General features: G+C 73.1%; 12 protein-coding genes. 7 read left to right on the top strand and 5 right to left on the bottom strand.

Going from position 1 to position 23,169, the window contains the following annotated elements; all coding sequences use genetic code 11:
• The first annotated feature begins 42 nt into the window (after window positions 1-42).
• Together AB0B63_RS31850 and AB0B63_RS31845 are read left to right on the top strand one after the other, a co-directional pair.
• A complete protein-coding gene (locus AB0B63_RS31850; RefSeq protein WP_357025610.1) occupies window positions 43-7,260 on the top strand; it encodes an SDR family NAD(P)-dependent oxidoreductase in 7,218 nt (2,405 codons plus the stop codon).
• A 224-nt stretch (window positions 7,261-7,484) separates the two neighbouring features.
• Entirely contained in the window at window positions 7,485-7,745 is a 261-nt protein-coding gene (locus AB0B63_RS31845; protein WP_307799579.1) for a PqqD family peptide modification chaperone, read from the top strand.
• A 131-nt stretch (window positions 7,746-7,876) separates the two neighbouring features.
• On the opposite strand, the gene AB0B63_RS31840 is transcribed toward AB0B63_RS31845, so the two are convergent.
• Window positions 7,877-8,485 (bottom strand): TetR/AcrR family transcriptional regulator, encoded by a 609-nt coding sequence (locus AB0B63_RS31840; RefSeq protein WP_208569140.1) that lies wholly within the window; start codon window positions 8,483-8,485, stop codon window positions 7,877-7,879.
• Between the two features lie 81 nt (window positions 8,486-8,566).
• On the opposite strand from AB0B63_RS31840, the gene AB0B63_RS31835 reads away from it, so the two are divergent.
• Together AB0B63_RS31835 and AB0B63_RS31830 are read left to right on the top strand one after the other, a co-directional pair.
• Window positions 8,567-10,309 (top strand): MFS transporter, encoded by a 1,743-nt coding sequence (locus tag AB0B63_RS31835; protein WP_208569141.1) that lies wholly within the window; start codon window positions 8,567-8,569, stop codon window positions 10,307-10,309.
• Between the two features lie 311 nt (window positions 10,310-10,620).
• Window positions 10,621-11,397: an alpha/beta fold hydrolase gene (locus AB0B63_RS31830; protein ID WP_208569142.1), complete on the top strand. Its 777-nt coding sequence runs from the start codon at window positions 10,621-10,623 to the stop codon at window positions 11,395-11,397.
• 181 nt (window positions 11,398-11,578) lie between these two features.
• On the opposite strand, the gene AB0B63_RS31825 is transcribed toward AB0B63_RS31830, so the two are convergent.
• Window positions 11,579-11,848 (bottom strand): DUF5988 family protein, encoded by a 270-nt coding sequence (locus AB0B63_RS31825; RefSeq protein WP_208569143.1) that lies wholly within the window; start codon window positions 11,846-11,848, stop codon window positions 11,579-11,581.
• A gap of 831 nt (window positions 11,849-12,679) precedes the next feature.
• On the opposite strand from AB0B63_RS31825, the gene AB0B63_RS31820 reads away from it, so the two are divergent.
• The 3 genes from AB0B63_RS31820 (at window position 12,680) to AB0B63_RS31810 (ending at window position 19,025) form a co-directional block, all read left to right on the top strand.
• Window positions 12,680-15,514 carry an AAA family ATPase gene (locus AB0B63_RS31820; RefSeq protein WP_357025606.1) on the top strand — a complete coding sequence of 945 codons (2,835 nt, stop codon included), beginning with the start codon at window positions 12,680-12,682 and terminating at the stop codon, window positions 15,512-15,514.
• 140 nt (window positions 15,515-15,654) lie between these two features.
• The gene (locus tag AB0B63_RS31815) at window positions 15,655-16,461 is read left to right on the top strand and encodes an ABC transporter ATP-binding protein (RefSeq protein WP_208569145.1); all 807 of its coding nucleotides are present in this window, start codon (window positions 15,655-15,657) and stop codon (window positions 16,459-16,461) included.
• On the top strand, window positions 16,461-19,025 hold the full coding sequence (locus tag AB0B63_RS31810) for an ABC transporter permease (RefSeq protein WP_208569146.1): 2,565 nt from the start codon (window positions 16,461-16,463) through the stop codon (window positions 19,023-19,025). Before AB0B63_RS31815 ends, AB0B63_RS31810 begins: the two co-directional genes overlap by 1 nt.
• 176 nt (window positions 19,026-19,201) lie before the next feature.
• Here AB0B63_RS31810 and AB0B63_RS31805 read toward each other — a convergent pair whose 3' ends face one another.
• The 3 genes from AB0B63_RS31805 to AB0B63_RS31795 are packed head-to-tail and all read right to left on the bottom strand — an operon-like array spanning window position 19,202 to window position 22,664.
• Window positions 19,202-19,864: a response regulator transcription factor gene (locus AB0B63_RS31805; protein WP_208569147.1), complete on the bottom strand. Its 663-nt coding sequence runs from the start codon at window positions 19,862-19,864 to the stop codon at window positions 19,202-19,204.
• Window positions 19,828-21,132 (bottom strand): sensor domain-containing protein, encoded by a 1,305-nt coding sequence (locus AB0B63_RS31800; RefSeq protein ID WP_357025613.1) that lies wholly within the window; start codon window positions 21,130-21,132, stop codon window positions 19,828-19,830. Before AB0B63_RS31800 ends, AB0B63_RS31805 begins: the two co-directional genes overlap by 37 nt.
• Window positions 21,133-21,149: 17 nt before the next feature.
• On the bottom strand, window positions 21,150-22,664 hold the full coding sequence (locus AB0B63_RS31795) for a serine/threonine-protein kinase (protein WP_357025601.1): 1,515 nt from the start codon (window positions 22,662-22,664) through the stop codon (window positions 21,150-21,152).
• Window positions 22,665-23,169: the final 505 nt, after the last annotated feature.

Here is a 23,169-nt window from a genome sequence, read left to right as displayed (position 1 = left end):
GATGCGGCGTTGCAGGTGGTGGGGATCGGTGAGGCGGTGCCGGTGGGTCGTCCGCCGTATCTGCCGTTCGCCTGGACGGATGTGACGCTGCACGCGACGGGCGCCACCGCCCTGCGGGTGAAGGTCACCGCCAGTGGGCCGGAGTCCGCCACCCTGCACCTGGCCGACCCGGACGGCGAACCGGTCGCCGTGGTCGGCGCGCTGGTGTCCCGCCCGGTCCAGTTGACCGCCGCCGCCCCGACCGACGGGGACCTCTACCGCGTCGACTGGGTGAGCGTGCCCACCGGCACCGCGGCCGAGTCGTGGGGCTACCTGGAGGGTCTCGGCCTCGGCGTGCCCGACGTCGTGCTCGCCCCGCTGACCCCGCCCGCCGCCGACCTCGACCCGGCCACCGCCGCCCGGACGGCGATGGGGGAGACCCTCACCCTGCTCCAGTCCTGGCTGGCCGACCCGACCCAGGCCGCCGCCCGGCTGGTCGTGATCACCAACGGTGCCGTCGACGGCGGCACCGACCTGGCCCACGCCCCGATCTGGGGCCTGGTCCGGGCCGCGCAGGCGGAGAATCCCGGCCAGTTCGTGCTGGTGGACGCCGATCCGGAGACTACGGTGGAGGAGATCCTGGCGGCGGTGGGCACCGGTGAACCGGAGTTGTCGCTGCGCGACGGTCAGGTGCGGGTGCCGCGCCTGGCCCGCGCGACCACCACCGGTGGGTCCTGGCGGGCCGACGGCACCGTCCTGGTCACCGGCGGCACCGGTGTGCTGGGTGCACTCGTCGCCCGGCACCTGGTGGAGGTGCACGGGGTGCGGGATCTGGTCCTGACCTCCCGGCGCGGGCTGACCGCGCCGGGCGCGGCGGAGCTGCGCGACGAGCTGACCGGCCTCGGGGCCACCGTCGAGGTGGTGGCCGCCGACCTGGCCGACCGGGACGCCGCCGCCACCCTGCTGGACGGCATCCCGGCGCTGACCGCCGTCGTGCACACCACCGGGGTCCTCGACGACGGCCTGCTGACCGCCCTGACCCAGGAACAGCTCGACACCGTGTGGCGGGCCAAGGCCGACCCGGCCTGGCACCTGCACGAGCTGACCCGCGACCGTGACCTGTCGGCGTTCGTGCTGTTCTCCTCCGCCGCCGGGGTCCTCGACGGGGCGGGGCAGGCCAACTACGCCGCCGCGAACGTGTTCCTCGACGCCCTGGCCGCGCACCGGCGGACCCTGGACCTGCCGGCCACGTCGCTGGCCTGGGGTTTCTGGGAGCAGCGCAGCGGGATGACCGCGCACCTCGGCGACGCCGACGTGGCCCGGATGGCCCGCTCCGGCGTGCTGCCGCTGGACTCCGACCGGGGGCTGGCGCTGCTGGACGCGGCGGTCGCCGCCGACCAGCCGCTGCTGGTGCCGGTCCGGCTGGACACCGCCGCGCTGCGCGCCCAGGGCCAGCAGCTCCCGGCCCTGTTCCGGGGCCTGGTCCGGCTCCCGGCCCGGCGGGCGGCGGGTGGTCCGGCGACCCCGGCCACCGGCTCCGGCCTGCACCGGCAGCTCGTCACCCTCGACGCGGACGACCAGCACCGGGTGCTGCTCGACCTGGTCCGGGCCAACGTCGCGGCCGTCCTCGGCCACGACAGCGGCACCGCCGTCGAACCGGCCCGGGCGTTCAAGGAACTCGGCTTCGACTCGCTGGCCGCCGTGGAGCTGCGCAACCGGCTCAACACGGCCACCGGGCTGCGGCTGCCGGCGACCCTGGTCTTCGACTACCCCAACCCGACCGCGCTCGCCGGCTACCTGCACGGCACGATCCTCGGCGGACCGGCGCAGTCGCAGCCGACCACGGTGGTCCGGCCGGTGGTCGACGAACCCGTCGCCATCGTCGCGATGAGCTGCCGCTTCCCCGGCGGGGTCCGCACCCCCGAGGACCTGTGGCAGCTGCTGGTCGACGGCGCGGACGCCATCTCGCCGTTCCCCACCGACCGGGGCTGGGACCTCGACCACCTCTACGACCCGGAGCCCGGCAAGCCCGGCCGGACGTCCTCGCTGGAAGGTGGCTTCCTCTACGACGCGGCCGACTTCGACCCCGACTTCTTCGGCATCGGCCCGCGTGAGGCGATCGCGATGGACCCGCAGCAGCGGTTGCTGCTGGAAACCTCGTGGGAGGTGCTGGAGCGGGCCGGGATCGACCCGACCTCGCTCAAGGGCAGCCCGACCGGGGTGTTCACCGGCGTGATGTACCACGACTACGGCAGCCGGCTGTCCGAGGTGCCCGAGGAGTTGGCGGGTTACCTGGGCAACGGCAGCATGGCCAGCGTCGCGTCCGGGCGGATCTCGTACACCCTGGGGTTGGAGGGGCCGGCGGTCAGCGTCGACACCGCCTGCTCGTCGTCACTGGTGGCGATCCACCTGGCCGTGCAGGCGCTGCGCTCCGGGGAGTGCTCTCTGGCTCTGGCCGGCGGGGTCACGGTGATGTCCAAGCCGGACACCTTCCTGGACTTCAGCCTCCAGCGGGGGCTGGCCTCCGACGGCCGGTGCAAGTCCTTCTCCGCCGACGCCGACGGCACCGGCATGTCCGAGGGTGCGGGCATGCTGCTGCTGGAGCGGCTCTCCGACGCCGAACGGCACGGCCATCACGTCCTCGCGGTCGTGCGCGGTTCGGCGATCAACCAGGACGGCGCGTCCAACGGGCTGACCGCCCCCAACGGTCCCGCCCAGCAACGGGTGATCCGGCAGGCGCTGGCCGCCGCCGACGTCCGCCCCGACCAGGTCGACCTGGTCGAGGCGCACGGCACCGGCACCACCCTCGGTGACCCGATCGAGGCGCAGGCGGTCCTCGCCACCTACGGGCAGGACCGCCCGGACGACCGGCCGCTCTGGCTCGGCTCGATCAAGTCGAACATCGGCCACACCCAGGGCGCGGCCGGCGTCGCCGGTGTGATCAAGATGGTGCTGGCGATGCGCAACGGGCTGCTGCCCCGCACCCTGCACGCCGACCGGCCGTCGCCGCAGGTGGACTGGTCGGCCGGGGCGGTGCGGCTGCTCACCGAGGCACAGCAGTGGCCGGCCCTGGACCGGCCCCGCCGCGCCGGGGTGTCGTCGTTCGGCATCAGCGGCACCAACGCCCACGTCATCATCGAGCAGGCGCCGGCGGTCGAGGCGACGCCGGCCGACGGGGACGCCCCGGCCACCCCGCCGGTGCTGCCCTGGCTGCTCTCCGCCCGCTCGGCGGAGGCGCTGCGCGCCCAGGCAGGGCTGGTCGCCGACACCGGGGCCACCCTGGACGTGGCGTACTCGCTGGCCACCACCCGGGCGGTGCTGGAGCGTCGGGCCGTGGTGGTCGCCCCCGTCGGGGGCGACGCGGTCCGCGCCCTGCGTGCCGCCGCCGAAGGCACCGACCCCGCCGAGTGGGTGCAGGGGACCCCGTCGGCCGGGAAGCTCGCCATGCTCTTCACCGGCCAGGGGGCGCAGCGCCTCGGCATGGGCCGTGAGCTGGCGACGGCGTACCCCGCCTTCGCGGCGGCGTTCGCCGAGGTGTGCGCCCACCTGGACGCGCAGCTCGACCGGCCGCTGCGGGAGGTGCTCTACACCGAACCCGACGTCGCCGACGCCGCGCTGCTCGACCAGACCGTCTACAGCCAGAGCGCGCTGTTCGCCATCGAGGTGGCGCTCTACCGGCTGCTCGAATCCTGGGGCATCCGACCCGACCTGGTCGCCGGGCACTCCATCGGCGAGATCAGCGCCGCGCACGTCGCCGGGGTGCTGTCGCTGCCCGACGCGGCGGCCCTGGTCACCGCGCGTGGCCGGCTGATGCAGGCGATGCGGGAGGACGGCGCGATGGTCGCCGTCGAGGCGTCCGAGGAGGAGGTACGCCGGGAACTGGCCGGCCGGGAGACCGAAGTGGGCATCGCCGCGGTCAACGGGCCACGCGCGGTGGTGCTCTCCGGTGACCACGACGCCGTCGGTGCGCTCGCCGACGACTGGCGGGCCCGGGGACGCCGGATCAAGCGGCTGCGGGTCAGCCACGCGTTCCACTCCCCGCACATGGAGCCGATGCTGGCCGAGTTCCACCAGGTCGCCGCCGGGTTGACCTTCGCCCCGCCGAGGGTGCCGGTGGTGTCCAACCTGACCGGTCGGCTCGCCGACCCCGACGAGATCACCACCCCCGGCTACTGGGTGCGCCACGTCCGGGAGGCGGTCCGGTTCCACGACGGGATCGCCACCCTGGAAGCGGCCGGGGTCACCACGTTCCTGGAGGTCGGCCCGGACGCGGTGCTCACCGCGATGGGCCGGGACTGTGTCTCCGACACCGGCGGCCTCGCCCTGGTGCCGGTGCTGCGCGGCGGCCGGGACGAGGCGGCGAGCCTGCTGACCGCCGTCGCCACCCTGCACACCCGGGGTGTCCCGGTGGACTGGCGGGCCTGGTTCGCGCCCACCGGCGCCCGGGTCACCGACCTGCCGACCTACCCGTTCCAGCGGCGTCGGCTCTGGCTGGACGCCCCGGCGGGCGGCGGTGACGTGCCGGGTCTGGGTCAGCGCCCGGCCTCCCACCCGCTGCTCGGCGCGGTCGTCGGATTGGCCGGTGCCGACGGCACCGTGCTGACCGGCCGGCTGTCGCTGCGGACCCACCCGTGGCTGGCCGAACACGACCTCGCCGGCACGGTGCTGCTACCCGGGACGGCCTTCGTCGAGCTGGCCGTCCGCGCCGGTGACCAGGTCGGCTGCGCCCTGGTCGAGGAGTTGACGTTGGAGGCTCCGCTGGTCGTACCGCCCCGGGGCGGCGTCGACCTCCAGGTGGTGGTCGGGGCACCGGACGGGACGGGACGCTGCCCGGTCACCGTGCACTCCCGGCCGGAGGACGGTGTCGACGGTTGGACCCGGCACGCCACCGGCGTACTGGCCCCGGCGGCGTCCACCGCACCGGCCTGGTCGGCGGGCGACGCCTGGCCACCGGTCGGGTCCACCCCGGTCGACCTGACCGGCCGGTACGACCGGCTGGCCGACGCCGGCTACCACTACGGCCCGCTGTTCCAGGGGCTGCGGGCCGCCTGGCGACACGGCGCCGAGGTGTACGCCGAGGTGGCGCTCCCCGCGGAGGCGGCCGCCCCGGCGGACCGGTTCGGCCTGCACCCGGCGTTGTTCGACGCGGTGCTGCACACCCTCGACCTGACCGGTGCCGACGAGGACGACGACCGGCTGCGGTTGCCGTTCGCCTGGCGGGGGGTGGCCCTGCACGCCACCGGCGCGACCGCGCTGCGGGTGCGGCTGCGCCCGACCGGCCCGCAGGAGGTCTCCTTCGACCTGGCCGACACCTCCGGGGCGCCGGTCGCCTCGGTGGCCTCGCTGGCGGTCCGGCCGCTCGCCGCCGACCAGCTGGGTGGGGGCCGGGCGGCTCACCGCACGTCGCTCTTCCAGGTCACCTGGGCTGCGGTGCCGACCCCGGCCACCGGCGGCGGCACGACCGTGGTCCTCGGCGACGACGACCTCGGCCTCGGGGTGCCCCGGTACGCCGACCTCGGCACGCTCGCGGCGGAGGTCGCCCGCACCGGTGACGCCCCGGGCACCGTCGCGGTGGCCTGGCGTACCACGTCGGACTCGCCCTCGGCGGCGACCACCGCGGCGCTGGCCCTGGTGCAGGGATGGCTCGCCGACGAGCGGTTCACCGACACCCGGCTGGCGCTGGTGACGACCCGGGCGGTCGCCACCACCGACGGCGAGGACGTGCCCCGGCCGGTGGACGCCACCGTCTGGGGCCTGGTCCGGGCCGCTCAGGAGGAGAACCCGGGCCGGCTGGTCCTGATCGACGTCGACGACCCGGACCCGACCGGGCTGCGGTCGGCGCTGGCCGTCGACGCCGAACCGCAACTGGCGGTCCGGCGGGGTGGGCTGCTCGCGCCCCGGCTCGCGGCGCTGCCGGTGCCGGACGGTGAGCTGCCGGCCGGCCCGGACCCGACGGGCACGGTGCTGGTCACCGGCGGCACCGGCGGGTTGGGCCGGTTGGTCGCCGAGCACCTGGTTACCCGGCACGGCGTACGGCGGCTGCTGCTGGCCAGTCGACGCGGCCCGGCGGCCCCGGGGGTGGACGACCTGGTCGCGCGCCTGACGGCGGCCGGCGCGGAGGTGACCGTGGCGTCCTGCGACCTGGCCGACCGGGCGGCGGTGGCGGCCCTGCTCGACGGGGTGCCCGCCGGGCATCCGCTGACCGGGGTGGTGCACGCCGCCGGGGTGCTCGACGACGGGTTGCTGCCCACGCTGACGCCCGACCGGGTGGCGGCGGTGCTGGGTGCCAAGGCAGAGTCCGCGCGTCACCTGCACGAACTCACCCTGCACCGGCCGTTGCACTGGTTCGTGCTGTTCTCCTCGGCGGCGGCCACCCTCGGCGGCGCCGGGCAGGCCAGCTACACCGCGGCGAACGCCTACCTGGACGCCCTGGCCCAGCACCGGCGGGCGCACGGCCTGGCCGGCTCCGCCCTGGCCTGGGGCCTGTGGGCGGAGTCGGGCAGCGGGATGACCGGCCACCTCGGCGAGGCCGACCTGCGCCGGATGGCCCGTTCCGGGGTCGCCGCGCTGTCCACCGGGGACGCGTTGGCGTTGTTCGACGCGACCCTGCACCCGGTGCCGGCGTTGGCCCTGCCGGTCCGGCTGGATCTGGCCGCGATCCGGTCTCGGGCCGACGGGGTGCCGCCGCTGCTGCGGGGCCTGGTCCGTACGCCGACCCGCCGGTCGGCCGCCGGCACGCCGGGCCCGGTGGCGGGGGAGCGGCCGCTGGCCGAACGGTTGGCCGGGTTGCCGTCGGACGAGGCCGACCGGGCCGTGACCGAGCTGGTCCGGGCCCGGACGGCCGAGGTGCTGGGCCACGACCGGCCACAGTCGCTGGACGTGGAGCGGGGCTTCCTGGAGCTCGGCTTCGACTCCCTGGCGGCGGTGGAGTTCCGCAACAGCCTCGGTGCGGCGACCGGGCTCCGACTCCCGGCGACGCTCATCTACGACCACCCCAGCCCGGCGGCGGTGGCCCGGTTCGTCCGGTCGGAGTTGGCCGGTGACGTGCCGGCCGCTCCGTCGCTGGAGGCCGAGCTGGCCCGGTGGGAGACGCTGCTGGACGGCACCGTGCCGGACGAGGCGGAGCGGGGCCGGATCACCGTCCGGCTCCAGGCGCTGATGTCCCGGTGGAACGCGGCGTACGGGGGTGCCGCGGTGGAGCCGGCCGCCCGGGACCTGGCGTCGGTCACCGCGGACGAGCTGTTCGACATCCTCGACGACGAGTTGGAGGCGTCGGACTGACCATCCGTCAGGGGACCCGAGGTCCGTCGATGCCCACGGGCGGTCGGCGGACCTCGGGCTTCCTCCCTGCGGACGGGTGGGCTTTTGTCCACCTTCGGCGTGGGTCCATGACCGTATCGCGTCACCACCTGACCGCATAACGTAGTGGCCGGGTCTGGTGGACGTTCACGGTTCGCCGGTAGGTGCCACCAGGGGTGGACACGGGAGAGGCAGGGAGAGTGCGGGTGCGACTCGAACAGGGAATCGTCGCCAAGGTCACCCGGAACGGGCAGCTTGAGCTGACCGCCGAGCGGAGCGGACTGCGATACCGGTTCGGAGCGACCGCCGCCGCGATGTGGATCGCGTTGCAGCAGCAGGGCGGTTCGCTGGAACGGGCGGCCGCTGTCCTGGCCCGGCAGTGGTCGGCTGATCCGGCGGCCACCCGACGGGACTTCGACGTCTGGCTGGAGGACATGCTCCGCGCCGGTCTGGTGCGGGTGGAGTGACCGGCAGGGAGGGTCTGTCCGCCGCGTCCGACGGCTGTGCCGGACCGACCCCTATCCGGCACCCCTGCACGCGGGCGGCGTTCCGGTCGACGGTGCGTCGAACCCCTGTCCGGTGGGCCGGTGGGCGGGGGTCAGGCGTCGGCGGGCGGGTGGGTGGTGTCGGTGGAGTCGTTGACCGCGCCGACGATCACCCGCAGCGCCTCGGCCAGTTCCTTACCGGACGGGGCGGCCTCGGGGTCGAGCAACCGCTGCACCGTCAGTCCCGTCATCAACGCCAGCAGGAACGAGCCGACGGCCCTGCGGGTCTCCTCGGTGACGTGCTCACCGCCGTTGCGGATCACGAAGGTGGCCAGCGCCGGGCGGGCCCGGGTGTAGGTCTCGGCGAGTTGCTCCCGCAGCACCGGCAGGTGCTCGGCCAGCGCGAACGCCTCGATCCCGGCGACCCAGAGCGGCCGGTGGGTGCCGAACGACTCGACCAGGCCGGTCCACATCGACTCCAGTCGGTCCATGAGGTCGGGCTGGGTGCCGTCGCGCAGCACCCGGTCGATCTCGACGCCCCACTCCTCGAACGCCTGCACCAGGGCGGCGGTCAGCAGCGCCTCCTTGGAGCCGAAGTGGTACCCGATCGACGCCAGATTCGTGTCCGACGCGGCGACGATGTCGCGGGCGGTGGTGCGTGTGTAGCCGCGCTCGTAGAGGCAGACCCTGGCCCCTGCCAGCAGGCGTTCCCGATGACCCACGGCGTCACCCTACTCGGAACCACCCCCTAATTCATCCACCGGATGTATACGTGCGTATAAATTCGGTGGTAGCTTTCGGCCATGGCTACAGCGCAGGCAAAGGCCGGCCGCCGCGAGTGGATCGGTCTCGCGGTACTCGTCATGGTGACACTGATCATCAGCATGGACATGACCGTGCTGTCGTACGCTCTGCCGTTCATCACGGCGGACCTTGAGCCGACCAGCAGTCAGCTCCTCTGGATCACGGACGTCTACGCCTTCGTGCTGGCCGGCCTGCTGATTCCGATGGGGACCCTGGGGGACCGGATCGGGCGCCGCCGGTTGCTGATGATCGGTGCGGCGGTGTTCGGTGTGGCATCCGTGGCCACGGCCCTCTCCAACAGTCCCGGCATGCTGATCGGGACCCGGGCGGTGATGGGTGCCGCCGGCGCGACGCTCATGCCGTCGACCATGTCGTTGATCCGCAACATGTTCCACGACGAGAACGAACGCCGGGCCGCGATCGGGCTCTGGGCGGCCGGCTTCTCCGCCGGTGGCGTCATCGGCCTGGTGGCCGGCGGCGCGCTGCTCCAGTACTTCTCCTGGGGCACCGTCTTCGAGATCAACGTGCCGATCATGCTGCTGCTGCTGATCCTGGCCCCGTTGCTGCTGCCCGAGTTCCGCAACGCCGCAGCCGGCCGGCTCGACCTGATCAGTACGGTGCTGGCCTTCGTCGCCGTGCTGCCGATGATCTGGGGCATCAAGCAGTTCGCCGAGGACGGCGTGGACTGGCCGCCGGTGGCCGGTGTGGTCGGCGGGCTGGTCTTCCTGGCGGTGTTCGTGCTGCGTCAGCGGCGACTCGCCGACCCGGTGATCGACGTGCGGCTGTTCCGTGCTCCCGCGTTCAGCGCGGCGGTGGTGATGAACGTGCTCGCCAACTTCGCGCTGGTCGGGTTCATGTTCTTCATCAGCCAGTACCTCCAGCTGGTGCTCGGGCTGCGCCCGTTCAGCGCCGGGCTGTGGTCGCTGCCCGCGGCCGGTGCGGCGGGTGTCGGCGCGGCGGTGCTGGCCCCGATGCTGGCGCAGCGCTTCCGGCGGGCCTACGTCGCCGCCGGTGGCCTGTTGGTGGGTGCCGCCGGTTGTCTGGTGCTCGCCCAGGTCGGCGACGAGTCGGGGCTGGCCCTGGTGGTGGTCGGCCAGGCGTTGATGACCGGCGGCATCGCGATGGTGCTGACGCTCAGCGCCGAGCTGATCGTCTCCACCGCGCCGCCCGAGCGGGCCGGTGCCGCGGCCGGGCTCTCCGAGACCGGCAGCCAGTTCGGCGCGGCGCTCGGTGTCGCGATCCTCGGCAGCATCGGCACGTTCGTCTACCGGCGGCAGTTGTCCGGCGACGCGCCCGACGGCGTGCCGGCGGACTCCTGGGCGACCGCCCGGGAGACCCTGGGCGGCGCCGTGCAGGAGAGCCGGACGCTCTCCGCCACCGCGGCGGACACGCTGGTGACGCTGGCCCGGGCCGCCTTCGCCACCGAGCTGCGGGCCGCCGCGCTCGCCTCGGCCGGCATCCTGGTGGTGACGGCGGTGCTGGCCGCGGTGCTGCTGCGCAACGTGGGCGCCTCGGTGCCCGGCCAGGGCCCGGCGGACGGTCCGACCGACTCCACCGCCATCCCCGCTGACGCCCCCGGTGCCCCGGCGGGTCACGTCGACCCGGAGCGGACGGTCGACCCCATGTCGTCCGGCGCGGGTGTCGAGGACGCCGACCGTGGCGACACCGACCCGGGGCCGGTGGTCCGGATCGGACCCGAGTCCACCGGGCAACCCGTCCGGCCGGCGCACCCGGTGGCCTGACCACGTTCGACCACCCGGAGGTGGCGCTCCCGCTCGTCGGGAGCGCCACCTCCGGGCATTCGGCCTCCTGGCCCCCACCCGTCCCGGCGGGCTAGGGGGCCACCGCTGTGCTTAGGGGTTGTCCCGGCGTTTCGGGCGTTCCTACGCTCGCTTCGACAGCGGGCACCGGCGTCGCAGGGAGGGCGTCAGCACCACGCGTGACGGCGGATCCGGGCACCGGCCGAGACGGCGGTCCGGGCCGGCCGGGTGCGCCCGTTGGAGACGTCCCACTGCGGGGCGCACCCGCAGTGTCGACCCGTAGAGGACCAGTGATGACGGCAACGCTCGAGAACGACCTCTGGGTGCGGCGGTTCCATCCGGCACCGTCCAGCGCGATCCGGTTGGTGGCGATGCCGCACGCCGGGGGCTCGGCCAGCTACCTGTTTCCGGTGTCCCGGGCCCTCTCGCCCGCGGTGGACGTGCTGGCGATCCAGTACCCGGGTCGACAGGACCGCCGGCACGAGCCGGTCCTGGACTCCATCGCCGACCTGGCCGACGGGGTGTTCGAGGCGCTCACCCCGTGGCTGGACCGCCCGGTGGCGCTCTTCGGCCACAGCATGGGTGCGGTGCTCGGCTACGAGGTCGGGTTGCGCCTGCAACGGCATACGGGTCGGCCGCCGGTGCGGCTGTTCGCCTCGGGCCGTCGGGCCCCGTCCCGGGTCCGGGACGAGCGGTACGTGCACACCCGCGACGACGCCGGGGTGCTGCGGGAGCTGGCCCGGCTCAGCGGCTCGGACCCACGGGTGCTGGGCGATCCCGAGCTGCTGCCGATGATCCTGCCCGCCGTGCGGGGGGACTACAAGGCGGTGGAGACCTACCGGGCCGACCCGGATCAGCTGCTGGACGCCCCGATCACGGTGCTGACCGGTGACGCGGACCCGATGACCACCCTGGACGAGGCGCGGGACTGGGCCCGGCACACCACCGGCGAGTGCGACGTGCGGGTGTATCCGGGTGGGCACTTCTATCTCAACGACCACGCCGCCGACGTGATCCGGCTGATCGGTGCCGAGCTGGCGCAGGCGCAGCAGGGCGGACCGACCGGCTGACCCGACCGGGACCCGGTCGGGTCCGACCGCGCCGGCGCGGTGGTGACGTCCGACCACCAGGACACCGGACCTGCGGGGGTGGTGACGTCCGACCGGGGCACCGTGCCGGCGGGGCGGTCACGGGCACCGGTACGACGACGGGCGGGTCACCGGCGCACCGGTGACCCGCCCGTCGTGCCCGTCATTCGGCGATCTTGGTCCGCATGGTCCACTGGAAGACCACCACCCGCGAGGCGTCGTCATTGAGGCCGTCGTGGTCGCCCGAGCGTTCGAAGTGTTCGTAGCCGCCCAGATAGGGCACCTTGATCCGGCCGGTGCCGACCGGTGCGCTGTGGGCGCGATCGGTGGCCGGCAGGCCGACCGGTCCGCCCTCGAGCACGACGTCGAAGTGGTCACCGCCGCGAACGTCGCTGAACCGCCGCGCGCTGCTCACCCGGGTGAGATCGTCCACGCTTTCCTCCTCGGCTGGGGGCAGGGGCGCGGCGGACACCGTGTTCCGCGTCACTGCCCTCGGATGTCTCCAGCGTGGCGGCACCACTGGCCCGCGCATACCCGGAAGCGACCCCTAACCCGCCGGCCGACGACCAGATTTCAGCGGCCGGCCAACCTGCGGTTACTTTGCGGCCCGGTGGGTCGCATTTGTGATAGCCCCGGCGATGTCGCAAGGGCGACAGCATTGACCAGAGCTTATGAATTGCATCTGTAATAGTGTCGTCTTCTCGCTGAAACTCAATTTTTGCTCAAGAGTAGATTGCCCGATTCGCTGCTTCTCGTCCGGTCGGTGCTGGTGTGCCGACGTGGGCGGGATCGGTGCGGGCCGGGAGAGTTGGCCCGAAAAATTCCGGTACGAACCCTCTGCCGGAGTCATTTCGCAGGTCAACGCGCTGTCCGATGAGCCGAATCTGCGGCTATCCGTGCAGGTCGGAGGGGGCGGGACGGTTGTTCGATCATGTAATTGCTACCGAGTAGTAATTTTTCGGCCGACGCCAACAATCCGACATAACGCCATGGCCGTGCGTAATATCGATGACGAAGTATCACCACCCCACTACCGTCTTGTACGGGTGTCTATGTATGCTGTGCTCGCCGTCGGGACGCGGTGAAAGCCATCAATCAATTGGCAGTCATCATTGCATGACCTGGTTTGCCGGCTGACGTGGTCAGTGGCCGGGTGGGTCCCGGCGGCCCGCGTGGCATCGAGCCGAAGGGTCTCGCCGGGGGGCCCGTCCGTAGTCGGCGGCACCCTCGTTCGATGCGTCATCGCTGACCTGGGGGGAGACGGGTGGAATTTGTGGAGAGAAGCCGCGAGCTTGACATCTTGCGGGACCTTTACTCCGGAAGCGTCACGGGCAGGGGGCGGGTCGCGCTGATCAGCGGCCCCGGTGCCACGGGCAAGACCGAGTTGTTGCGGGCCTTCGCCGACCACGTCGGCGCAGCGGGCGGGCTGGTGCTGCGGGCCGCCTGCTCCCGGGCGGAACGCCTGCTGCCCGCCGCCGTGATGGGGCAACTGTTCCACAGCGTGCCGCTGCCGGACGAGGTGATGCGGCGCATCGGCGCGTTCGTCGACATCGAGGGCGTCACGACCAGAGGGGACGCCGAGATCAGGGCCGTGCACGCGATGTGTGTCGAGCTGATCGACATCGCCCGCGCCCGCCCCCTCGTCCTGCTCGTCGACGATGTCGAGTTCGCCGACGAGACGACCCTGCACACCCTGCTCTACCTGCAACGGCGCCTCACCGCCGCGCAGATCCTGGTGGTGCTCACCGAGTCGCCCCAGCCGCAGCCGTTCCACCCGGAGTTCCGGGCCGAGATCAGCCGGCAGGCGAGCTTCTGCAACATCCAGCTGTCGCCGTTGTCCGAGGCGGGCGTCGCCGAGCTGCTGCGCGGTTGGGTCGACGACGAGACGGCGGCGGCGCTCGCCCCGGCGTACCACGGGGTCAGCGGCGGCAATCCGCTGCTGCTGCACGCGCTCGGCCAGGACCGGCGGGTCGCCGGCTCGACGGAGGTCGCCGAGGTGGTCGTCGGCGACCAGTTCCGCCAGGCGGTCCTGGCCTGCCTGCGACGCTGGGACCCGACGATCCTGGAGACGGCCCACGGGCTCGCCCTGCTCGGTGACCTCGCCACCCCGGCGCTGCTGGCCCGGCTGCTGGACACCAAGCCGGCCCGGGTCCAGTGGGTGCTCAACGCGCTGACGATGTCCGGCCTGCTGCACGCCGGGCGGTTCCGGCACCCGGCGGCACGAGCGGCGGTCCTGCACGATCTGACCCCGGAGGCGCTGGCCGAGATGCACGCCCGGGCGGCGGAACTGCTGCACGCCGAAGGTGCCCCGGCCCCGGCGATCGGTGGGCACCTGCTCGCCGCGGGCGGCCTGGCCGAGCCGTGGGCGATCACGGTGCTCCAGGACTCGGCGACCCACGCGCTGGCCGAGGACCGGGTCGACGACGCGGTGGAGTCACTGAAGCTGGCCCACGACATGTGCGACGACGTCCCCCGCCGGGCGGCGCTCACCGCGACGTTGGCCGCCTGCCAGTGGCGGATCAACCCGGCGGCGGTGAGCCAGCACCTCCAGTCCCAGCGTGACGCCCTGCGGGCCGGGCACCTCTCCGAGCGCCACGCCGCCGCGCTGCTGCGCTACCAGCTCTGGCACGGTCACCGGGCGGACGCCCAGGAGACCCTGCGGCACCTGCGGGACACCCGCCAACAGCTCGACGCCACCACCGCCGCCGAGCTGGAGGGGTGCGCCGAGTGGCTGCGGCTGCACTTCCCGGTGGCGTTCGCCGAGCTCGACGCCGACGCCGGCCCGGCGGTCACGCCGGCCGGGACCCCGGCGCGTTCCGACGGCTCACTCGGGTCGGCCACCCCCTCCCTGACCGCCGTGCTCACCGACGGGGTGACCGACGAGGTGATCGCCCGCGCCGAACAGGTGCTCGGCAGCCATCTGCTCGTCGACGTCGGGCTGGAGTCGGCGCTGTGCGCGTTGCAGACGCTGGTCTACGCCGACCGGATGGACCGTGCCGTGCACTGGTGCGACGTGCTGGGCGCCGAGGCGGGCGCCCGGGGGGCCACCACCTGGCACGCCATCCTGTCCGACGTCCGGTCGCACATCGCGCTGCGCCAGGGTGACCTGCCGCTCAGCGAGCGGTTCGCCCGCGAGGCGCTGGACGCGATGTCGCCGCACAACTGGGGGGTGGCGATCGGCTCGCCGTTGTCCAACATGCTGCTCGCCATGATCGGCATGGACAAGCTCGACGAGGCCGAGGCGCAGCTCAAACACGTCATCCCGGACGCCATGCGGGACACCTGGTTCTGGCCGTTGTATCTGCGGGCCCGTGGCCACCTGCACCTGGCCGGGGGGCGGGTGCACGCGGCGTTGGCCGACTTCGAGACCTGCGGGCAGTTGGCCACCCAGTGGGGGATGGACCTGCCGGCCCTGCTGCCCTGGCGGGGCGACCTGGCCCAGGTCTACCTGCGTTCGGGCCGGCCCGAGCGGGCCCGCGCCATGGTGACCGAGCAACTGTCCCGGCCCGGTGCCGAGAACGCCCGGACCAGGGGGGTCTCCCTGCGGCTGCTCGGTTCCGCGCTCGACGTCAAGCAACGGGTCAACACCCTGCGCCAGGCGGCCAACCTGCTCCAGGAATCCGGCGACCGCTACCAGCTCTTCCTCGCCCTGGCCGCGCTGAGCAGCGCCCACTACGGGCGGGGCGAGTTCAACACCTCCCGGGTGGTGGCCCGCAGCGCGTTGCAGCTCGCCAAGGACATCCAGGCGCAGGCACTGTGCCGGCGGCTGCTGCCCGGCGGCGACGCGGCCGGCGGCGACGACCCGGACGCCCCACCGGAGCACGAGGAGATGTCCCGGCTCAGCGACGCCGAGCAGCGGGTCGCCACCCTGGCCGCGCTCGGCCACACCAACCGGGAGATCGGCAAGAAGCTCTACATCACGGTGAGCACGGTCGAACAGCACCTCACCCGGGTCTACCGGAAGCTGAACGTCCGGCGTCGCACCGAGCTGTCACTGGGACTGCCGATGGACGCGGCCGGGGCCGGGCTGCTGGCCGTCGGATCGGGCGGCAGCGAGCGGTCCTGGCCGCAGTGGGAGTCGGCGGTCCAGGCGAGCTGAGCCGCCGCAGGTGCCGATTCCGGGGTGGGCCTAGGCCCACCCCTTCGGGTCATTAGCTCCATTGAGCCGTATCGGCCCGATCCATACCGTGAACATGTACCCACCGCCGTTCGGCGACGTTCTTTTGCGGGGAGCATGAGGTGGACAGAAACAAGGACCGGCGCACGCCGACCAGCGGTGCCGATGCGGTGCGGCTGGACGATGTACGCAAGACGTACGGCCGCGGTGAGAACCGGGTCGACGCGCTGCGGGGCGTGACGATGAGCTTCCCCCGGGGCAGCTTCACCGCCGTGATGGGGCCCTCGGGCTCCGGCAAGAGCACGTTCCTGCACTGCGCGGCGGGGCTCGACGTGCCCTCGTCCGGCTCGGTGGTGCTGGACGGCAAGGAACTCAGTGGCATGAACGAGAACCAGCTGACCCGGCTGCGCCGGGAGCGGGTCGGCTTCATCTTCCAGGCGTTCAACCTGATGCCGGCGTTGAACGTGGAGCAGAACGTGGGCCTGCCGTTCCGGCTGGCCGGCCGCCGGCCCGACCGCCACTCCGTGGTGGAGGTGCTGGGTCGGGTGGGGCTGGCCGAGCGGCGCAAGCACCTGCCGAGCGAGCTGTCCGGCGGTCAGCAGCAGCGGGTCGCGATCGCGCGGGCGCTGATCATGCGACCGGCCGTGATCTTCGCCGACGAGCCGACCGGCGCGCTGGACACCCAGACCACCATCGAGGTGCTGCAACTGCTCCGTGAGACGGTGTCCAGCGGGGGACAGACCATCATCATGGTGACCCACGACCCGGTCGCCGCAGCCGCCGCGCACCGGGTGCTGTTCCTCGCCGACGGCCAGTTCATCGGGGAGCTGGAGGCGCCGACCGCCGACGTGGTGGCCGAGCGGATGACCCACCTGACCGCGTGGCAGCAGAACCGGGCGGCGCAGTCCACCGGCAGGGGTGGCTTCTGATGACGTACCTCGCGTGGCGCACCCTGCGCTACCGCAAGCTCGCGTTCATCGCGACGTTCATCGCGGTCTTCTTCGGTGTGGCGCTGATCGTCGCCTGCGGTGGTCTGATGGAGACCGGCATCCGGATGGCGGTCCCGCCGCAGCGGCTGGCGGCGGCCGACGTGGTGGTCAGCGGCAAGCAGACCTACGGTGTGCCCAAGAAGGACCCGCAGGACACCAAGAACATCAAGTCGGTGCCGCTGGCCGAGCGGTACTGGATCGATCCGGGCCTGGTCAGCAAGATCCAGGGGGTGCCCGGGGTCGAGCGGGCGGTGGCCGAGTCGTCCTTCGCCGCCACCGTCGTGCGCAACGGCGCACCCGTGATCGTCGGCACCCAGTCGCTGGGGCACGGGTGGGAGTCGGCGCAGCTCGGGCCGTACCGGCTCGACGGGCAGCCCCCCGCGCAGGCCGGGCAGGTCGTGTTGGACCGGGCGGTGGCCAAGCTCGCCCGGGTCAAGGTCGGTGACCGGGTCGACGTCGTGGTCGGTGGGGTGACCTCCGCCTTCCAGGTCAGCGGCATCGCCACCCCACCGGGCGAGGTGAGCCAGTCGGCGCTGTTCTTCTCCGGCGACGACGAGCGGCGGCTCAACCCGCACACCGGCACCTCCGACGCGATCGGGGTGCTGGCCAAGCCCGGCACCGACGTGGAGGCGCTGCGCGAGCGGATCGAGCGGACCCTCGCCGACCGTAAGCTCGTCGTGCTCACCGGCGACGACCGGGGCGCGGCCGAGTTCCCCGAGGCGGTCGGCGGCCAGGCGCAGCTCATCCCGCTCTCCGGTGTCTTCGCCGGCATGACGGTCTTCGTGGCGATCTTCGTGGTCGCCAGCACCCTGGGCCTGTCGGTGCAGCAGCGGCAGAAGGAGATCGCGCTGCTGCGCTCGATCGGTGCGACGCCCCGGCAGATCCGGACGATGGTGCGCCGTGAGGCGCTGGTGGTCGCCGTCGGCGCGGCGATCCTCGGCTGCGCCCCCGGGGTGTTCCTCGGGCCGCTGCTCTATCACATCGTCTCCGACGCGGGGGTCATCTCGCCGGTGGTCGAGTTCCACCAGGGCTTCGTCCCCTACCTGGCGGCCCCCGCCATCGGGATCTTCGCCGCGATGGTGGCCGCCTACGTGGCCGGGCGACGCCCCTCCAAGATCCGGCCCACCGCCGGTATCGCCGAGGCCGCCGTCCAGCGCAAGTGGGTGAGCTGGCCCCGGGTGGTGTTCTCCATCCTGTTCTTCGCCGCCGGGTTCGCGCTGATCCTGGTGACGGCGATCGTCATGCAGGGCGCGGTGGCCTCCGCGACCGCCGGGCCGGCGGTGATGTGCTGGGCGATCTCGATCGCGTTGATCAGTCCGGGGCTGACCCGGCTGTTCGCCGCCGTGCTCAGCGTGCCGGTGCGGGCGTTCTTCGGGCTGGCCGGCTACCTCGGCACGGTCAACGTCCGGACCCGCGCCGTCCGGGTGGCCTCCGCGGTCACCCCGATCATGCTGGCGGTGGCGCTGGCGGTGGCCAACTTCTACCTCCAGACCACCCAGAACGAGGCCGCCGAGCGGTACTACTCCGACAACCTGCGGGCCGACCTGGTGCTCAGCTCCACCACCGGCGGTTTCCCCGCCGAGACGGTGGAGGCGCTGCGGTCCGCGCCGGGCGTCGAGGACGCGTCCGCGTACGTGACCAGCGCCGGGTGGATCAACAAGCCGTACGACGGGTCGCATGTGGAGTCGCCCTGGCCGTTGCAGGGGGTGAGCGGGGCCAGCGCCGCCAGCATCACCGGTGTGCGCACGAGCGCCGGCAACCTGGGTGACCTCAGGGGTGACACCGTCGCGCTGCCCGAGGTCGCCGGCAAGAACGTCGGCGTCGGCGTCGGCGACCAGATCACCCTGCGACTCGGTGACCGGTCGGCAGTCGATCTGCGGGTGGTGGCGCTCTACCCGGCCAAGAAGGGGTTCGAGACGATCCTGCTCCCGGCCGACCTGCTCGCCGCGCACAGCACCACCGGGCTGTCCCGGCAGATCCTGGTCACCGCCGAGCCCGGCACCAGCCGGGACGCGTTGACGGCCAGCCTGCGGGAGAAGGTCGCCGGTCACCCGGGCACCATGATCGAGGGCCGCGACGCGATCACCACGTTCGCCGAGCGCACCAAGACCCAGGCGTGGGTCAACTACCTGCTCGTGGCGCTGGTCGCCGGCTACACCATGATCTCGGTGGCGAACACCCTGATCGTGGCGACCGCCGGCCGACGCCGGGAGCTGGGCATGCAACGGCTCATCGGCGCCACCCGCAAGCAGGCACTCCAGATGCTCAGCGTGGAGGCGGGCATGGTCGCCGTCATCGGTGTGGTGCTCGGCACCATCGCCTCCGTCGCCACACTGCTGCCGTTCAGCATCGTGGTGCTCGGGCGACCGGTGCCCTCCGGGCCGATCTGGATCTACCTGGCCGTGGTGGCGGGTGCGGCGGTGCTGGCCTTCGCCGCCACCGTGCTGCCCGGTCGCCGGGTGATGCTCACCCGACCGGCGGAAGCAGCGGTCGCCGTCGAGTAGGAACGCGCCCCACAGCGCCGTTGGTGCCCCCGGTCACCCGACCGGGGGCACCACCGTGTGTCCGGGTCCCCGGGGCGACCTACCGCTGGGACGATCAGCCGGTGGCGGCCCGGGGCAGACGCGACCGGCTGTCCGGAACGGACGGCCGGTGACGGTCCGGAACGGACGGCGGGGCGTCAGGAGACGTCGGCGCGGGTGCCGTTGAGGTACGCCAGCACGGCCAGCACCCGACGGTTGCTGTCATCGGCCGGGGTCAGGTCGAGTTTGGTGAAGATGCTGGTGGTGTACTTGGCGACCGCGCCCTGGCTGACGATGAGGCGCTGCGCGATGGCCGTATTTGAACATCCTTCGGCCATCAGCTTCAACACCTCCCGCTCGCGTGGGGTGAGGGTCGACAGCGGCTCCCGGCGGGACCGGCCGGCCAGCAACTGCGAGATGACCTGCGGGTCCATCGCGGTGCCCCCGTCGGCGACCCGGCGGATGGCGTCCACGAACTGGTCGCTGTTGAGCACCCGGTCCTTGAGCAGGTAGCCGATGCCGCCGCTGGCGTCGGCGAGCAGCTCCTTGGCGTACAGCTGCTCGACGTGCTGGGAGAGCACCAGGATGGGCAGGCCGGGGCAGCGCCGCCGGGCTTCCAGGGCAGCCTGGAGGCCCTCGTCGGTGAACGTGGGCGGCAGTCGCACGTCGACCACCGCGACCTCCGGGCGGAGGGTCACCAGGGCGTCGAGCAGTGCCGGTCCGTTGTCGACCGCCGCGACGATCTCGAAGTCGTACGATTCGAGGAGCTGGACCATTCCCTGTCTCAGAAGGAAGAGGTCCTCGGCGAGTACAACGCGCACGGCAGCTCCAGGATCGCGACGGTCGGCCCACCTTCGGGACTGCTGAGGACGAGCGTCCCGTCGAACGTAGCACAGCGCCGTTCGATGCCCCGGAGTCCGGTGCCGAGCGAGGCGTCGGCCCCGCCCTGACCGTTGTCGATCACCACGGCCCGCAGCGCGCCGTCCTCGTGGCGCAGGTCGATGCTGGCCCGGTCGGCGTTGGCGTGCTTGACGATGTTGGTCAGCAGCTCGGACAGGGCGAAGTAGACGGCGGACTCCGCCGGGGCGGCCAACCGGCCGGGCACGTCGGCGGTGACGTCGACGTCGATCGGGCTCTCCAGCGCGATGGCCCGGATGGCGTCCTCCAATCCCCGCTCGGCGAGCACCGGGGGGTGGATGCCCCGGATCAGGCAACGCAGCTCCTCCAGCGCGGAGGCGGTGGCGTTGCGCGCGTCGACCAGCAGGGTCTCCGCGACGTCCGGATTGGTCCGCAGCTGCCGGGTGGCCGCGCCGAGTTTCATGCCGATCGCGACCAGCCGTGCCTGTGCCCCGTCGTGCAGGTCCCGTTCGATCCGGCGCAGCTCGGTGGCCTGGATGTTGATCACATCCGAGCGGGTCTCGGAGAGGTGCCGCATCCGGGAGGCGATCTCCGCCCGTTCGCTCGGGCCGAGCAGCGTACGGGCGAAGTAGGCGTGCCCGGCCACCACCCCCGGGGAGGCGGCCACCCAGATCGCGAACACCACGAGGCTGACCAGCGCCCCGAGCACCGCGTGCGGCCAGGTGTCCATCGGGGTGAAGCCGTACCAGAAGTCCACCCCGGACTCGCGCATCAGCATCCAGAACCCGGCGGAGAGCACCAACCCCTCCACCGAGTAGACCAGCAGGGTCACCGGCAGCAGGCCGAGCACGAAGCCGACGAACACGTTGAGCAGGAGGAACAGCAGGTCACGCCAGGTCGCCGGGTCGGTGAGGATGGACCGGCAGCGCTGCACCCAGCCGACCACGCCCCGCTCGGTGGGCGGCGCGGGGAGGTAGGGCGTGGGGATCGGCACCCCGGCCCGGCCGGCGAGATCCCGGCACAGCCCGGTGACCCGGCGGACCAGCGGGGTGACCAGGGGCAACAGCAGCACCCCGACGCCGAGCGAGATGAACGCCGTGGCGAGCACGGTGGCGACGAGCAGGGCCAGGCTGAGCGCGGCGCTGGCGACGAGCAGCACACCGCGCCCGGTGGCGTACAGCGCCCGCGACAGGGCCCGCCCGGTGAGTCCCGTGGCGGTGGCGACGTCCATGTCCTGCGGCTCCCCGGTCACGGCAGATCGATGGTGGTGCCCGCACTCAGTGGTGTGTCGTGGACGACCAGTTGGCGCAACTCGGTGCCGACCGGCGTGTCGTAGACCAGTGATCCGCTGACCGTCGCGCCGGGCTTGATGTTCTTCGTCAACCGCTGCGTGTCCGGATAGTAGAGCAGTGACCGGGTGTCCGGTGTGTAACCACGCCCGTCGACGTCGACCAGCCGTTGGCTGAGCGGCCAGACAATGGTGCCCTTGGATCCTTTGTTGACCACGTCGACGTCGACCATGCAGAACACGCCGTCCGCCTTCTGGGTCAGCGGCCAGAACCCGATCTCCCGCGACCCGCAGTGCACCCCCCGTACGGTGAATTCCAGCGACCCGTCCTGGCCGCTCGCGGTGGCGGGGGTGGGGCTCGGGGTGGGCGACGGGCTCGGGGTGGGGCTCGGCGTGACGCTGACCGGCGCGGACGGGTCCGGCCCGGCGGCCGGTGCGCCCCGCTGGTCGGCCTGGCGCAGCGCGACCACGCCCAGCACGACGGCGGCGACCACCGCCACCACCCCGGTCAACACCGCCGGCCAGGACGGCGGCGACCGGTGCGGCTGCGGCGGAGCGACCAGGGTGGCCGGCTGACCCACGACCGGATACCACCGGGTGCCGTCGAGCTGCTCGGTGGTCGCGGCGACCGGCTCCACCGCCGACCGGATGCTCGCCGTGTCGGCGCTGCCGACCAGGATCAGCATCGCCTCCCGGGCGGTGGGCCGCTGCCGGGGGTCGGTACGCAGCGCCCGGGCGACCACCGCGGCCAGGCCGGCGGGCAGTCCACTCAGGTCGGGCCCGCTGGCCTGGTGGACCCGGGGGTCGACCGGCAGCCGACCGGTGGCGGCCCAACCGACGAGGATGCCCCAGGCGTAGACGTCGGCGGGCTGGGCCGGGGGGAAGCCGGCGAGCCGTTCCGGGGCCAACCAGCCCGGGGTGCCGTACGAGGGACCGGTGGTCGGGTCGAGGACCTCGATCAGGCTCGCCAACCCGAAGTCGATGACCTTCGGCCCGAACGGGGACAGCAGCACGTTGCGGGGGGTCAGGTCGCCGTGGGCCAGCCCGGCGGCGTGGATCGCGGTGAGCCCGGCGGCCACGCCGACGGCCAGCGCCTCGGCCTGGGGCCCGGAGAGCGAGCCGTGCCGGGTCACGTGCTCGTGCAGGGACGACCCGGTCACGTACTCCGTGACGAGGTAGGGGACCGGCCCCTGCGGGTCGGCGTCGAGCACCCGGGCGGTGCAGAAGTCGGCCACCCGGCCGGCGGCGGCGACCTCCCGGGTGAACCGTCGCCGGAACTCCGGCCGGGACCGCAGCTCGTCGTGGACGACCTTGACCGCCACCCGACTCCCGCCCGGCGCCTCGGCCAGGAAGACCACCCCCATGCCGCCGGACCCGAGCAGGCGGCGTAGCCGGTAGGGTCCGACATGGTCCGGATCACCCGGCCGAAGCGGCGACCCCGGCTCGGCCACTGCGCCGCTGGTCAGCTCGCCCATGTAGACAAGTGTCCCATGGCGGGTCGAGGCCCGCGCCCCCTCAGCCGTCCCCGCTGGACGCCCCGCGGGGACGCCGTGCGGGCCTGCGCTGGGGACGCCTGGTAGGGGATCGCTAAGGGTTGGCAGGGCCGGGGGCGGACCCTAGCGTGTGGTCGCACGCGCTCGCCGGCGCTTGATGCGGTCGGCGACCCCGCCGGCTGACGACGGGGTCGCCGATCCCGGTGGTACGGGCTGCCGCCGATGCGGCACCGACAACCGATGGTCGCGTCGGCGTCGCCGGGGACCACCGCGCCGGCCACCGCGCCGTCGTCGTGGTGCGCGCCGCCCGGACTAGAGAGGGACGTGAGCACCCATGACCCCGACGACACGGTACGACGATGCGCAGCCGCCGGGCGGCGGGACCCCCGGCCCCAAGCAGATCCGTCAGTTGGACCGGGTGGTGATCCGGTTTGCGGGTGACTCGGGTGATGGGATGCAGTTGACGGGGGACAGGTTCACCTCGGAG

Source organism: Micromonospora sp. NPDC049081 (assembly GCF_040648835.1).
Classification (GTDB): Bacteria; Actinomycetota; Actinomycetes; order Mycobacteriales; family Micromonosporaceae; genus Micromonospora; species Micromonospora antibiotica.
This window is presented reverse-complemented; position numbering and strand designations above follow the sequence as displayed.

Excerpts from the sequence above, each read along its gene's own strand:
- AB0B63_RS31835 (WP_208569141.1), top strand. The coding sequence starts at position 8,567 with ATGGCTACAGCGCAGGCAAAGGCCGGCCGCCGCGAGTGGATCGGTCTC.
- AB0B63_RS31830 (WP_208569142.1), top strand. The coding sequence starts at position 10,621 with ATGACGGCAACGCTCGAGAACGACCTCTGGGTGCGGCGGTTCCATCCG.
- AB0B63_RS31810 (WP_208569146.1), top strand. The coding sequence starts at position 16,461 with ATGACGTACCTCGCGTGGCGCACCCTGCGCTACCGCAAGCTCGCGTTC.
- AB0B63_RS31800 (WP_357025613.1), bottom strand. The coding sequence starts at position 21,132 with ATGGACGTCGCCACCGCCACGGGACTCACCGGGCGGGCCCTGTCGCGG.
- AB0B63_RS31795 (WP_357025601.1), bottom strand. The coding sequence starts at position 22,664 with ATGGGCGAGCTGACCAGCGGCGCAGTGGCCGAGCCGGGGTCGCCGCTT.